The organism is Longimicrobiales bacterium (genome assembly GCA_035764935.1).
GTDB lineage: Bacteria > Gemmatimonadota > Gemmatimonadetes > Longimicrobiales > RSA9 > DASTYK01.
The window spans coordinates 1-14,064 of record DASTYK010000059.1 but is presented as its reverse complement, the minus strand read 5'-3'; the positions used below and the strand labels follow the sequence as shown (position 1 = coordinate 14,064).

The window sequence follows — 14,064 nt, the reverse complement described above, 5'->3', positions numbered from 1 at the left end:
TGGCCGCCCTGGCAACAGGCGCCGGCAGCCTGGCGGAGAGCAGGCCCGCAGTCGAGGCGATCTAACGGATCAGCCGAGCTATCCGTTTTTTCAAGGATCGAGCGGTCCGGGCGGCCTCGTGGTCGCAGTGGTGCTGTTCGTCGGGTTGATCGGTGGAGAGAGAGAGCGGGCGGGACCGTGGGCGGGAACGGGGCGGACTCGCCCGGTCAGAACCGGCTCACCCTGGGCAGGTTCAGCTCGAAGAAGAACCGCGTACCCGAGCCGGGCCGTGACTCGTACCGCAGCTCTCCACCCAACACTTCGACCGTCCGCCGGCACATGGACAGCCCGAGCCCCGTCCCGGAGAACCGCAGTCCACTCCTGTAGCTCGTGCGGTGAAAGGGCTGGAAGAGCAGGTTGGGGTCCGGGTGCTCCATCCCCCGCCCGGTATCGCGCACCGCGAACTCGACGCGCGCGGCGCCGCGCTCCTCTGCCGTGACCTCGATGTAGCCGGACTCGGTGAACTTCAGCGCGTTGGTGACCAGGTTCAACAGCACGCGACCGAGCGCGATGCTGTTGCCCATGCGCGGCTCGTCGATCACGGTGTTGAAGCGCAGGTCGAGACCCTTTTCTTCCGCAAGGGGCAGGACCATGTCACGTACGGAATGAAAGATCTCGTGGATGGAGAAGGGTGCATCGGACTCGGGCTGCACGTCGCCGCCGCGAGCGAGGGCGATGACGTCCGTTGCGACTGTGGTCAGTGCGAGAGCGGCGCTGTAGACGATTCCCAGCTGTTTGCGCTGTGCGTCATTGATCGGCCCGCTTCGTCCCTTCCGCAGCGTCTCCGCGAGGAACATGATCGACGTGAGTGGCGAGCGCAGGTCATGCACGACCTCGACGACGAGCGTGAGGGCGTCTGTTCCGGCGAGTCGCGCCGGCAGCAGCTGATGGTATTCCGGGTCCAGCGCCTGGCGGATCTCTTCCAGCCTGCCCAGCAGGGTTAGCAGGGCCGCATCAGCAGCTGCATCCACGCCCGCCGGATGTGCCGACAGCAGCTGGGCGCGGAGCAGGTCGAGTAACCGCTGCTGCAGGACGCGCACGCCAGCCGCCTCCGGCGGCGCGAGCGGCACGACGCCCGAGGCTGCATCGATCAGCTCGTGGAGGCGCGTCTCCGCTTCCTCGTAGCCGAGGGCGTCCGCCGCCCAGGCATCGTGCTGCTCGAGCAGGTGGTGCAGAGCTTCATCCAGCCGGTCGTAGGTGCCCGTGATGGTGCTCGGAGCGCATGTGGGTGCCATCAGCGGGCGCCTCTCGTCGTTGGGCGTATCCGTTCCCGGTGCGGCTTCCGCCGATGCACCCGCGGCCTGCTGTCGCATATCGGTCCCGTGAGGCTCCCCGGACCGGTGCCAGCCCCCGCGCCCACCGGCTCTCATCCGAGCGGCCGCATCACACTGGTGATCTGCCCGGCGTTCGCCATCCGCAGGCCGAACGCATCGGCACTCACGTGCGCGTCAGGAGGCGCGCCCTCGTCGCACACCGGCGCTTGCGCGGAACAAGCCATGGCAGGGCCTCCATCCAGAGCGGACGACGCAAAGGGGCGCCTCGTTGCGCTCGCTGTGTGTCTGTAGACGGTCACAACCGGACGGTGGGGAAAGCGACCGGTGGCTGCACCGTCAGGGGTGCAGGAGGCTGTAGATAGTGATGCGCCACCTGCGAGTCAAGCTTTTTCGTTGGCTCGACACCACAGCTGCGGACGACGTGCGCCGCGGCGCGGCACGCGCACCGCAACCCGTTGCGGTTCGATGTCGGCACGGCCGCGACGAATGGTGCCTAGTGACGTCGTCGCACGCGCGTGCTCTGCGTCAGGCGTCGACCTCGACCGGCCTGGCGCCCGCGGCCATGGTGGCGCGCACGAGCACCTCCATCGGATCGAGGCCGGCCTCGCGGAGGTCGGGCACGCCGAACACGCCGATCCTGCAGGCTGCGCCACTCAGGCCGCTCGAGGCGGCGTTGTGCACGCGCTCGGCGAGCGTGCGGGCGCCGTCGGGGGCAGTGTCGGGCGCGACCACGATGAACTCGCCCGAACCGGCGCGGCCGATCACGTCAGAGCGACGCGTCACCTCTCGCAGAAGCTGCGCAATGGACTGCACGTCACCCGCTTCGTCTGCGGTGGTGAGGACGAGGCACGCGAGCGGACGGCTGAAGCGGGCCGCGGCTGCGCCCAGCTCCTGCACACGCCGGACGATTCCTTCCCACGTGTAAAGCCCCGTCCCGGGGTCGAGCAGCGCCTGCTCGCGGATCCGGTCCGACTCCATCTTGCCGTCGATGAAGCGCTGGATGCGGAGCAGCAGCTCGTCGGCATCGATCGGCAGGCTCAACACGTCCCAGGCTCCGGCGCTCAGCAGGCGAAGCCTTTCGTCGCGATTGAGCGTGCCCGCAAAGATCGCGACGACGGCCGCTGCCGGGGACAGCCCACCTTCGCCGCGCAGCTGCGCAATCAGCCCAGCGGCATCGCTATCCGAAAGGTTGCCATCGACAAGCACGGCATCGGGATTCGCAGCACGCGTGCGCTCGAGCGCCTGGCGCGCATTGTACGCGCGCAGTACCGCATACCCCTGCGGTGCCAGTACCGCATCGAGTGAGCGCGATGCCCACTCGTGCTCGCTCACGATCAGGACGAGAGGTGGCCGTCTCACCAGCCATGCTCCAGTACTTTGAAGTTGCCGAACGCACTGCCGGTCCATTCGGGAGGTGCCGCAAGATAGCAGTTTCCATGCTCGCTGCCATGACATGATTTCGCGAACGTCACATCGTACCCCCTCATGCAACGACCTCAGGCAGAGATAACTCCCCCGTAACGCGTTCCGGCTGAGCCCCATTGATCAGCGGGCGCAGCGCGGCATCTGCTGTTGCGATCGCGCAACGAGACGTAACACCGCTGCGCATCGGAACGTGGCATTGTGCCCGGAAATCGCGCCTTCCACGGGGATTTTTCGCCACATGCAGTGTCGGTCCCGAACTTGACCTTCCAGCGACTCCCCGGACGTAACCTCGGAGGTCAATGGATGTGTGGAATCGTCGGCTACGTGGGCAGTCGCGAGGCGGCGCCGATCCTGTTGAACGGGCTCAACCGGCTCGAGTACCGCGGCTATGACTCGGCCGGTGTGGTGGTGCAGAACGGTGTCGGGCTGATCACGCGGAAGGTGGTCGGCCGGGTGAGCGGACTGGAGTCGCTGCTGAGCGAGGAGCCCGCGTGCGGCACGAGCGGCATCGGCCACACGCGCTGGGCGACCCACGGCGCACCGACGCAGGTGAACGCGCATCCGCATACCGATTGCACCGGCCGCCTGGCACTGGTGCACAACGGCATCATCGAGAACGCCGACGTACTGCGCACGCACCTCGAGAACAAGGGTCACGTGTTCCGGACGGAGACGGACACCGAGGTCATCGTCCACCTGATCGAGGACACGAAGGCAGACACGCTCGAGGAGCGGGTCGCCGCCGCGCTCGGCCTGGTGGTGGGTGCCTACGCGATCGCCGTGATGAGCGCGGACGAACCCGGTCGCATCGTGGTCGCGCGGCGCGGCTCTCCGGTTCTGATCGGTGTGGGCGAGGCGGAGTACTTCATCGGATCGGACCCGTCGGCCGTGGTCGATTACACGCGGCAGGTCGTCTACCTGGATGATGGTGACATCGCGGTGCTGACTGCCGACGGCATGCACGTGGTGGATCACGATGCGCGTGTACAGGTCCGCTCCGTCGACCGGATCGACTGGTCGATCGAAGCGATCGAGCGTGGCAATCACGCGCACTTCATGCACAAGGAGATTCACGAGCAGCCCGAGTCCGCACGCAACACCATGCGTGGTCGGCTGGGCGAGGACGGCAATGTACGGCTGGACGGGCTGAAGCTGACGCCGGAGCAGTGCCGCCGCTTCCGGCGCGTGCTGATCCTGGGCTGCGGCACGTCCTGGCACGCGGGGCTGATCGGCCGGCAGGTGATCGAGCGACTGACAGGACTGCCGGTGCAGGTCGAGTACGCGTCGGAGTACCGCTACCAGCACCAGCTCGACGCATCGGATACGCTGGCAGTCGCGATCTCGCAGTCGGGTGAGACCGCGGACACGCTGGAGGCGATGCGTGCGGCGCGCGCGGCGGGCGCGCACGTGGTCGGCATCGTCAACGTCGTGGGCAGCACGATCGCGCGCGATGCGGACGGCGGCATCTACCTGCACGTTGGACCGGAGGTCGGCGTCGCATCGACCAAGGCGTTCACGTCGCAGATCATCGCGCTGCTGATGCTGGGCGTATACCTCGGTCGGCACCGTGACCTCGCCGAGGAGGAAGCGGCGGCGTTGCTGTGTGAGCTGGACACGCTGCCGTCGCTGATCCGGCGCACGCTGCGACTGGAGCCGCAGGTCGAGGCGATTGCGGCGTCGTTCGCCGAGGCGCCGAACGCTCTGTACCTCGGCCGGGGCGTCAACTTCCCGGTCGCGCTCGAGGGCGCGCTCAAGCTCAAGGAGATCAGCTACATCCACGCCGAGGGGTTGCCCGCGGCGGAGATGAAGCACGGCCCGATCGCGCTGATCGACGAGAACATGCCGGTCGTGTTCGTCGCGCCGTCGGACGAGGTCTATGAGAAGGTCGTGTCGAACATCCAGGAGGTGAAGGCGCGCGGCGGGCGCATTCTGGTGATCGGCACGGAAGGCAACGGCGACCTCCGCGCGATCGTGGATCACCAGCTCAACGTGCCGCGCACGTCGCCCATGCTCTCGCCGCTGCTGACGGTGATCCCGCTGCAGCTGCTGGCATACCATATCGCCGTGCTGCGCGGCTGCGATGTCGACCGCCCGCGCAACCTGGCAAAGAGTGTGACCGTCGAGTAGCGGCCCTCCCCGCTCGACGGGGCCGGCGCCGGACTCCCCGGCGGCGCCGGCCATACGCATCACCTGAACGTGACAGAGGAACTCGTGGAGCTTCAGCAGCGAATCGCCGACCGCGGCGCAGTGCTCGGTGTGATCGGCCTGGGCTATGTCGGGCTGCCACTGGCCGTGGAAATGGCGCGCAGTGGGTACCGCGTCATCGGATTCGACGTCTCGGCGTCGGTGGTCGACGGCGTCAACCTCGGCAGGTCACACATCCAGGACGTCACCGGCGACGACCTGCGCCGGCTCGTACAGGCGGGCCGGATCGTCGCGACCAGCGACATGGGGATGCTGTCGCAGTGCGACGCGATCTCCATCTGTGTGCCGACGCCGCTCAGCAAGACCAAGGACCCGGACATGTCGTACGTCGTCGCGGCCACGGCGGCAGTCGCGGGAGCACTGCGCAGCGGTCAGCTGATCATCCTGGAGTCGACGACGTACCCCGGCACGACACGTGAAGCCATGCTGCCGGTGCTCGAGGCTGGCGGGCTGCAGGCCGGTCGCGACTTCTTCCTCTGCTTCAGCCCGGAGCGCGTCGACCCGGGCAACGCCGTGTGGCACACGCGCAACACGCCCAAGGTGATCGGGGGCATCACGCCCGCGTGCACGCGCATGGGCGTATCCCTGTACGAGAAGATCTTCGAGCGGATCGTGCCGGTCAGCACGGCGGAGGCAGCGGAGCTGGTCAAGCTGCACGAGAACACGTTCCGCATGATCAACATCGCGCTCGCCAACGAGATGGCGCAGGTCTGCGACCGGCTCAACGTGGACGTGTGGGAAGTCATCGAGGCGGCTGCGACCAAGCCGTTCGGCTTCATGAAGTTCCTGCCGGGCCCGGGGCTCGGCGGACACTGCATCCCGCTGGACCCGCACTACCTGTCATGGAAGATGCGCACGCTCTCGTTCAAGACGCGCATGATCGACCTGAGCAGTGAGGTCAATGCGGAGATGCCCGCGTTCGTCGTGCGCAAGGTGCAGGACGCGCTGAACGAGCAGAGCCGCTCGCTGCGCGGCAGCAGGGTGCTCGTGCTCGGCGTCGCATACAAGAAGGACATCGACGACCTGCGCGAGAGCCCGGCATTCGAGATCATGCGCCTGCTGCAGGAGCGGGGCGCGCGGGTCTCGTTCCACGACCCGCACTGCCCGGTGATCCGCGACGACGGGCACACTGCGCTGCGCGACCTGCCGATGGAGAGCCAGCCACTCGACGCGCCGACGCTGGTCACGGCCGACTGCGTGGTCGTGGTCACGGACCACAGCGCGGTGGACTACGAGTATGTCGCGCAGCACGCGCGGGTCGTGCTGGACGCGCGGGGCGTGATGCGGGACGTCGTGGGCAAGGCGCGGATCGTGGGGCTGTCGGGGGCGGAGAACGGGAGACGGGCGGCGCTGGAGGCGGTGGCGGTGGCGTAGGGTCACGGGTCACGGGTCCCGGGTTTCGGGTTCCGGCACCTGGTGGTGGCGGGGCTCGATGGCGGGTTTGTTCTGTTTACAGGTCGTTGGGGTCGCGAGTCTCGCACACGCACGCGCACGCGCACACGTGGGTGGCGGGGCTGATGGATGGGCGCGGCGATCGAGGGCGGACGGCGGGCGGCGGGCGGCGGCGGTGACTCATGGTTGCATCTGGCCGTTGCCGGGGTCGCGCGGGGACGGGGTCGGGGCGCGGTCCATGGTCCGTTCCTTTCGGGATTCCAGGGAGCGTATCATGGCGATCAGCATTGCGACGATGCGGCCGAGCGTGGTCTTGAGGGGTTCGATCTGCTCGGGCGAGGCAAGGCCATAGTCGAGCAGCTCGTCGAGGCCGGCCGCACATTCCGTGGCTGACGCGCGGGCGATGTGGTAGAAGTGGATCTTGTCCTTCACGGTCCATTTGCCTGCGCCCTCGGCGATATTGCGCGTGATCGACTTGCCGGCGCGTGCCAGGTTGTCCCGCGACTCGGCCTGCCCGCGCTGCACTCGAGTCAGCAACCCACTCAGCTGGCCATTGAACTCCCGCGCGACCCGGTACACCTCCAGCCGCTCGTGATCAAAGCGGTATTCCATTCTTCCTCCACGTTCTCTTCCTCCCGTCGGCGGGACTGTCGGAATCCTCGAACGAAAAGCGGGGCGCCCCAATAGCCCGACAGGCCAGCCACAGCAGAACCGCCATCCACGTGTGCGCGTGCGTGTGCGTGTGCGAGACTGGGGACCCGGGCAGTTCAACGTAGCGAGACTGGTGACCCGGGCAGTTCAACGGGTAGCGGAGCAGGCGACGCGGCGGCTTCACGGAGCGCGTACGGGGACCGGGCCCCCCGTCGTTGTGCCCCAATGCAGGCCGCAGTACCTTCCCGCCCGTCGATTCCAACAGCGGATCCAGAGGTGAAACGTGGCGGATAACTCCTTTGATGTCATTGTGATCGGCTCGGGGCCCGGCGGCTACGTCGCGGCCATCCGAGGCGCGCAGCTCGGGCTCAAGGTGGCCTGTGTGGAGGCGGACAAGCTGGGCGGTGTCTGCAACAACATTGGCTGCATCCCGACCAAGGCGATGCTGGAAAGCGCGAAGTACGCAAAGAAGGCGTCTTCGCTGAAGGATTTTGGCGTGAACGTGGGTGAGGTCACGCTGGACATCGCGGTTGCGGCGAAGCGGGCGCAGGGCGTCGCGTCGCAGGGCGCCAAGGGCGTCGGCTTCCTTTTCAAGAAGAACAAGGTCACGTCGATCGAGGGGTGGGCTCGCCTGGCCGGCAACGGCAAGGTCGAGGTCGAGCAGGACGGCAAGAAGACGTCGTACAGCGCGAAGCACATCGTGCTGGCGACGGGCTCGCGGCCGCGCTCGCTGCCGATGCTGAAGATCGATGGCGACAGGGTGTGGAGCAGTGACCAGGCGGTGTTCGCGCCGGAGGCGCCGAAGAGCATCGCGATCATCGGTGCGGGCGCGATCGGGATGGAGTTCGCCGACGTGTTCGCCGCGTTCGGCTCGCAGGTCACGATCATCGAGGCGCTGGAGCAGGTGCTGCCGCTGGAGGACAAGGACAGCGCGCAGGTGGTGGAGCGCAGCTACAAGAAGCGCGGGATGACGATCCACACGTCGGCGCGCGTCGAGAAGGCGGACGTCGGCAAGAAGGGCGTGAAGCTGACGTTCAAGGACAAGGCCGGAAAGGACCAGACGATCGAAGTCGATCGCGTGCTGGTCGCGGTCGGTCGCGCGCCGATCATCGACGACATCGGGCTGGACAAGGCCGGCGTCAAGACGGAGGGCGGCTTCATCCAGGTGAACGATCGCCTCGAAACGACGGCAAAGGGCGTGTACGCGATCGGCGACTGTGCGCGGCCGCCGCTGCTCGCGCACAAGGCGTCGCACGAGGGCATCGTGCTGGTGGAGCACATCGCCGGCAAGGGTCACGGCTGGGTCGACTACAACAACATTCCCAACGTGACGTACTGTCATCCGGAGGTCGCGTCAGTCGGGCTGACGGAGCAGAAGGCGAAGGAGCAGGGGCTCGATTACGAGGCGGGCAGCTTCCCGTGGAGCGCGAACGGTCGTGCGCGCACGGCGGGCGAGACGGAAGGCTTCGTCAAGATCATCCGCGACAGGAAGTACGGCGAGATCCTGGGTGCGCACATCGTCGGACCGAGCGCCAGCGAGCTGGTCGCGGAGTTCGTGCTGGGTCGGCACCTGGAGTCGACCGTTGAGGAGCTGGAAAAGGCGATACACCCGCACCCGACGCTGTCGGAGGCAATCGCGGAGGCAGCGCTGGCTTCGATGGGGCGCGTGATCCACATGTAGGAACGGAAGGGGCCGGGGCCCGGGCCGGGGCCAGGGCCCGGTGGACGCCCGTTCATCGGGCGCTGCCCGTCTGCGCCCCACCGGCTCCAGCCGCTCCGCCGTATCGAATCGCCGCTCAGCACCCTGCTGAGCGGCCCCGGCCCTGCCCGTCTGCGCCCGCCTGAACCATGCTGCTGCACTGCCGCTGCCCTGTGCTCAGGGCCCCGCGCTGATCGGCCCCGGCACCGCGATCCCCGCCATCGTATCCGCGATCGGTCTCACCGTGAACGTCTCCAGCAGCCGCTCCAGCCGCGAGGCGGTGCGACTCAGGCCGGTGTAGTGCCGGATCGTGGAGCCCCAGGAGTGCGGGCTGCGCGGCTGCTCGGGATCGAGCTCCCACGGATGCACGTACAGCGTGGCAGGCGCGCTGCGCCGCTCGGCTGACGTGATCGCGGCGCTGACCACCTTCAGGGGGAAGTTCCGCAGGTAGCCGCCGCCGGCGGCCGGGATGTTCAGTCCGAAACAGCGGAGCGTAGCCGGCGGCATCTCGACGATGCTGCCGGCGTCGCAGTGGATGACGTAGGGATCCCGGCGCGCGCCGGGGTACCCGTAGCGCCTGCCGTTTGCCGGGAAGATGCTGGAGTCGTACGTGTGGCCTTCCTGCACCAGCGTTTCCAGGGCCCATTCCAGCCCCGGCACGATCGAGAAGCTGGGCGCGCGGAAGCCTGCGATGTCCATACCCGTTATCGATTGCAGCACCCCCCGCGCACGACGGACGGAATAGCGGAAGCGGAGCGGCGTCAGCTCCGTCACGCGCATGTGGTTCCAGCCATGGGAGGCGATTTCGTGGCCGGCGTCGCTGATCCGCCTGACGAGGTCCGCACGCCGCTCCGCGAGCCAGCCCAGCACGAAGAAGGTGGCGCGCGCGCCGTGCCGCTCGAGCAGCTCGAGCAGCGAGCCGAGTCCGATGTCGATCCGGCTCGTCATCGTGCTCCAGTCGCTGCGGTGGATGTGCGACTCCCAGGCAGCGACATGGAAGTACTCTTCCACGTCCACAGTAAGGTGGTGGTACGGCGCGCTCGCGTGCGCGTATGCGGACAGGTCGAGCGCCACTTCGCGGATGGTCATTGGCAGGACTCCTGACCCCATGCCCGTACGTCGTGCTTCAATCCCCCCAGACCGCCATGCGCAGCACGTCGTGATACCTGCCCTCGAGGTATACCTCGTCGTGCAGAATGCCCTCCAGCCTGAACCCGAGGCCTTCATTGAGCTGGATGTTCCGCAGGTTCGTGTTGAGTGTGTTGATGTAGATCTTGTGCAGACGGAGCCCGTGCAGGCCGAAGTCGAGCCAGAGGCGCGTTGCCGCACGCCCGTAGCCGCGGCCGCGCAGTGCAGGCTCGCCGATCAGCTTGCGCATCTCCGCCTTGCTCTGCACGGGATCGATGTCCAGATAGGCGGTTGCGCCGATCGGTGTGCCGTCCGGCAGTGTTACCAGGGCGAGTATGCTGTCCGGCGCGTCCACGATCTCGTCCAGGCTGCGACGTCGCATCATCGTGCCCGCGCGCAGGAACTCCGCGCTGGAGTCGTCCCGCATCCACTCACCGAACACGTGCGTGTCCGTGGCAGGATCGAACGCGCGCACACGAACGACGTCGTCCGCGAGCGGCAGGCTGCACGGTTCGGGAGCGTGCCCATTCGCGGATCGTGGTGCGACCGCGCCCCCGTTCCGCCTCGCGGCGGTCACTGCCGGCTGCGGGCTCCGCGGCGCAGACTCGCCCCCGGCGCCTGACGCGGCGGACATCGACAGGCCGAGGACGGCATTCACGAAGCGCAGGTAGTCCACCTGCTCGAAGCCGTAGCGGTCTGCCTCCCGGAAGAAACCCCGGGCGACACTCTCGATGGCAAGGTCGGGCAGGCGGCCCTGCGGCCGGACCTGCGTTGCGGGTTCGAGCATCCTCAGCCTCGATGGATCGGGTCGCACGGCGTGCGCGGAGGATCGACAGTGCGCACTGCGTGACCGGTCGAAGGGCAACATCGAAGCCGCACGTCCGTCCCAGTCTCGCAGCGCGCCGGCGACTCGGGATGATTGCACCGTTGCGTGGATGATCGCGCTGCATCGGCGGATCAGCGGCGCCGATGGAGACGCGCCCTCAGCAGCACAACGAAAACGGGTGCCGCGTTCGCGCTGCGCCTGCTGCGCAGGTCTTGCCGGGTCTGCGCGGCACCCGCCCGGTGCGCCGGTGCGTCCCGTGCGCCCGGTATGATCCTGCGTGCGTCAATTTGCGGCGCGACGCTCCATGCCGAGCAGCGACCCTCCCGCGCATACCGCTTGCACCCGAGCACCGCCCTCACCTTTCGACACTCGGGTCATCCGAGTCCCACATCGAGCGGGCCACCCCGGCCCTCACCGGCGAGAGGAGATGCGTATCGGCTGGCAGATCTACTGAACGGGTCGTGTCCTGTACCTGAACCGGGAGGCGGCACTATGGGAGCACTGTCGAGTCAGTTCGACCAGTCGAGCTTGCAGCGCAGAGGCAGCGATTCCGTGCGGAGAGTCGGTACGGCCGCGGCGGCGGTACTGGTGCTCCTGGCGGGGGGCTGCCGGGAGCTGGAACGCAGTGCCGACATTGTGGGCCCGCCGGACCCGGAGCTGCCGCCGACCGCGACGTTCGTGGTGGCGGCAACCGATTACACGTATACGACGGACGCCGACTTCGATGAGGGCACGCTGGTCAGCGTGAACCACGATGCGGCACCCAACCAGCTGCAGCTGAACGAGACGAGCGGGACGTTCCCCTTCATCTGGATCGCCCTCTCCGTGCGTTGCACGATCGCCAAGGTCAATACGGAGACGGGTGCCATCCTGGGCGAGTACCGGACGCTGTCCGACGCCGTGAGCTGCACGCAATCGTCGCGCACCACCGTGGCCATCGATGGCAGCGTGTGGGTCGGGCATCGCGGCCGGGGCGGTGTGACGCACGTGGGGCTCGCCGAGCTGAACCAGTGCGTCGACCGGAACGGCAACGGCACGATCGAGACGTCGACCGGCTACGGCGACGTCCTGGCCTGGCCGGGCAGCACCTCGGACGTGACGGAGGCGGTCGACGAATGCATCCTGCACCACGTGGACACGGACACCTTCGGCTTTGGTGACTCGCGTCACATGAGCATCGACGCGAGCAACAAGCTGTGGGTGGGCAGCTTCACGGGCGTGAGGGGCTTCGTCCGGGTGGACGGCGCGACCGGCACGGTGGAAACGCCCGTGACGACAGTGCCGTGCGGCGGCTACGGCGGCCTGATCGACGCGAACGGCGTGATCTGGTCGGCCAATGGCGGCAGCAGCGGCCTGTTGCGGTGGGATCCGGACGCACCGACGGTGCCGGGAACGAACCCCGTCTGCATTCAGATCGCCAACTACGGCCTCGCGATCGACAAGGACGGCTGGGTCTGGGCGACACAGCTGTCCGGCAACGTGGTGCGAAAGATCAGCCCGGATGGCGCGACCATCCTGGGGCCGTTCTCGCACGGCAGCGGCAACGCGCAGGGGCTGGCCGTGGACGCCAATGGCGACGTCTGGGTCAGCTCGTCCCTGTTCTGCGGCGCCAACTGCACGATCGGCCACCTGAAGAACGACGGCACGTTCGTAGGCAATGTGCCCAACCCGCAGGGTGCGGGCAGCACGGGCGTTTCGATCGACGCGGACGGCAAGGTGTGGAGCGCAAACCTCAACTCCAACACCGCTACGCGTATCGATCCGGCGGGCGGCGGCATCGGCGCGGATGGCGTGACGCCGATCGGCGCCGTCGACCTGGTCGTCAACTTCCCGGCTGGCCCGGGCGGTCGGCCGACACCGTCGCCGTACAACTACAGCGACATGACGGGCGCGCAGCTGTTCGGCTCGACGGCACCGCAGGGCTCGTGGACCATCGTGCAGGACGGCGGTGCGGCGGGCACGGAGTGGGGAACGATCCAGTGGAACACCGAGGCAGAGGGCTCGGTCCCGTCCGGCGCCAGCATCACGGTCGAAGCGCGCGCGGCGGACACGGAGGCGGGACTCGGCGGCCAGGCGTTCGCGCCGGTCTCCAACAACGTCGCCTTCAGCCTGACCGGCCGCTTCATCCAGGTGCGCGTCACGCTGCGCTCGTCGTCGAGTGGTGAGAGTCCGGTCCTCTCGGATCTCAGCATCGCATCCGTTTCGGACGGCGGTGACACCACGCCGCCGGCGTGCTTCCTCTCCGGACAGGGGACGGACGGCAGCGGTCGCAAGTACATCGAGGTGACGGCCCGCGACCAGGCGAGCGGCCTGGCGAGCATCCAGGTGACGACGGCCAACAACCTCGACGCAGTCGTACCCCCGTTCACCACCGGAACGACCGGGGAAGTGGTCGTGCGTGCGACCAAGATCAACCAGGCGTCCAGCTCGCAGCTGGCGCTCCGGGTGAGCGACGTCGCCGGCAACAGCACGGACTGCGACCCGATCGACGTGACGCTGGAGCGGTATTACGGCAAGCCGATCACCATGCGCTTCGACCAGATCCCGCAGGCGGAGTACTGGGTCGAGGTGCACAACGGCTTCCCCGGCCTGACCGAGCTGCACGTCACGGTGAACGGCAGGAAGTACGTCGTGAAGGACATCGGCAACGGTCTGAAGACGACGCTGAACGTCCGGGAATCGATGCGGCCCGGCAACAGCAACCAGATCTGGCTCGAGGCCCGCGGCCAGCCCGGCGGCACGGCGTGGGTGCTGATCCGCGACTGACGCGGTGTGAAACCGGGGTGTCGCGCGAGGGGGCGCGACACCACCGGCCTCCAGGTATCCGGCAGTTCCCTTTTCCTCAGCCCAAGGAGGTTCATGTGACCGTTCGTCGCGCGTACCGGAAACCCCACCTGCGGAGGCTCGGCCTCCTCAGGAGGCTTACCCGGTTCACCTTCTAGTCCATGCGGTCCGGGCGGGGCGCCGAACGAGGCGTCCCGCCCGCTGCCGCAGAAGGGAACGATGGCATGCAGGCTGTGAACGACTATCCCAGGCCGCGCGAGCACGTCCTCACGCAGACGTCCGGAGACATGCTCGTCCTGCTCGACGGGCGCGGCGGTGAGTACTTCTCGCTCGACGAAGTCGGCAGCCGGGTGTGGGCACTCTGCGACGGCACCCGTTCGCGGGACGACATCGTGCGCCAACTCTGCGCCGAGTACGACATCGACGAGCGAACCATGCGTGCGGACCTGGACGAGCTGCTCGACGATCTCGTGGACGCGAAACTGCTGACGTCCGGTGACTGATTCGACGAGCACCCGCTATCGCGAGCACGTGCTCACGATGCTGGCGCGCGTCTTCATCCTGACGCTCGCGCTCCCGCCGCTCTTCCGGCTCCCCGTGCGAACGGTGGAGCGGGTGCTCACCGCGGGTCGCGTGGCGCC

At 67.8% G+C, this 14,064-nt stretch carries 11 protein-coding genes; 5 read left to right on the top strand and 6 right to left on the bottom strand.

What is annotated here, in order from left to right; all coding sequences use genetic code 11:
• Positions 1-206: 206 nt before the first annotated feature.
• From VFU06_04775 to VFU06_04765, 3 genes are all read right to left on the bottom strand, one after another.
• Positions 207-1,352, bottom strand: a complete 1,146-nt coding sequence (locus VFU06_04775; GenBank protein ID HEU5208706.1) for a HAMP domain-containing sensor histidine kinase — start codon at positions 1,350-1,352, stop codon at positions 207-209.
• Between the two features lie 53 nt (positions 1,353-1,405).
• Positions 1,406-1,537 (bottom strand): hypothetical protein, encoded by a 132-nt coding sequence (locus VFU06_04770; GenBank protein HEU5208705.1) that lies wholly within the window; start codon positions 1,535-1,537, stop codon positions 1,406-1,408.
• A 301-nt stretch (positions 1,538-1,838) separates the two neighbouring features.
• The gene (locus VFU06_04765) at positions 1,839-2,672 is read right to left on the bottom strand and encodes a response regulator (protein ID HEU5208704.1); all 834 of its coding nucleotides are present in this window, start codon (positions 2,670-2,672) and stop codon (positions 1,839-1,841) included.
• Positions 2,673-3,041: 369 nt separating this feature from the next.
• Here VFU06_04765 and glmS point away from each other — a divergent pair, with 369 nt between their 5' ends.
• The gene (gene glmS, locus VFU06_04760; protein ID HEU5208703.1) at positions 3,042-4,865 is read left to right on the top strand and encodes a glutamine--fructose-6-phosphate transaminase (isomerizing); all 1,824 of its coding nucleotides are present in this window, start codon (positions 3,042-3,044) and stop codon (positions 4,863-4,865) included.
• A 69-nt stretch (positions 4,866-4,934) separates the two neighbouring features.
• Positions 4,935-6,317 (top strand): nucleotide sugar dehydrogenase, encoded by a 1,383-nt coding sequence (locus tag VFU06_04755; GenBank protein ID HEU5208702.1) that lies wholly within the window; start codon positions 4,935-4,937, stop codon positions 6,315-6,317.
• Positions 6,318-6,515: 198 nt separating this feature from the next.
• Here VFU06_04755 and VFU06_04750 read toward each other — a convergent pair whose 3' ends face one another.
• Positions 6,516-6,947 (bottom strand): four helix bundle protein, encoded by a 432-nt coding sequence (locus tag VFU06_04750; protein ID HEU5208701.1) that lies wholly within the window; start codon positions 6,945-6,947, stop codon positions 6,516-6,518.
• A 322-nt stretch (positions 6,948-7,269) separates the two neighbouring features.
• On the opposite strand from VFU06_04750, the gene lpdA reads away from it, so the two are divergent.
• Positions 7,270-8,667 (top strand): dihydrolipoyl dehydrogenase, encoded by a 1,398-nt coding sequence (gene lpdA / locus VFU06_04745; GenBank protein ID HEU5208700.1) that lies wholly within the window; start codon positions 7,270-7,272, stop codon positions 8,665-8,667.
• A gap of 195 nt (positions 8,668-8,862) precedes the next feature.
• Here lpdA and VFU06_04740 read toward each other — a convergent pair whose 3' ends face one another.
• Together VFU06_04740 and VFU06_04735 are read right to left on the bottom strand one after the other, a co-directional pair.
• The gene (locus tag VFU06_04740) at positions 8,863-9,774 is read right to left on the bottom strand and encodes an XrtA system polysaccharide deacetylase (protein HEU5208699.1); all 912 of its coding nucleotides are present in this window, start codon (positions 9,772-9,774) and stop codon (positions 8,863-8,865) included.
• 37 nt (positions 9,775-9,811) lie between these two features.
• Positions 9,812-10,600 (bottom strand): GNAT family protein, encoded by a 789-nt coding sequence (locus tag VFU06_04735; GenBank protein HEU5208698.1) that lies wholly within the window; start codon positions 10,598-10,600, stop codon positions 9,812-9,814.
• A 591-nt stretch (positions 10,601-11,191) separates the two neighbouring features.
• On the opposite strand from VFU06_04735, the gene VFU06_04730 reads away from it, so the two are divergent.
• On the top strand, positions 11,192-13,405 hold the full coding sequence (locus tag VFU06_04730) for a hypothetical protein (protein ID HEU5208697.1): 2,214 nt from the start codon (positions 11,192-11,194) through the stop codon (positions 13,403-13,405).
• 242 nt (positions 13,406-13,647) lie between these two features.
• Positions 13,648-13,926 carry a PqqD family protein gene (locus VFU06_04725; GenBank protein ID HEU5208696.1) on the top strand — a complete coding sequence of 93 codons (279 nt, stop codon included), beginning with the start codon at positions 13,648-13,650 and terminating at the stop codon, positions 13,924-13,926.
• Positions 13,927-14,064 lie beyond the last annotated feature (138 nt).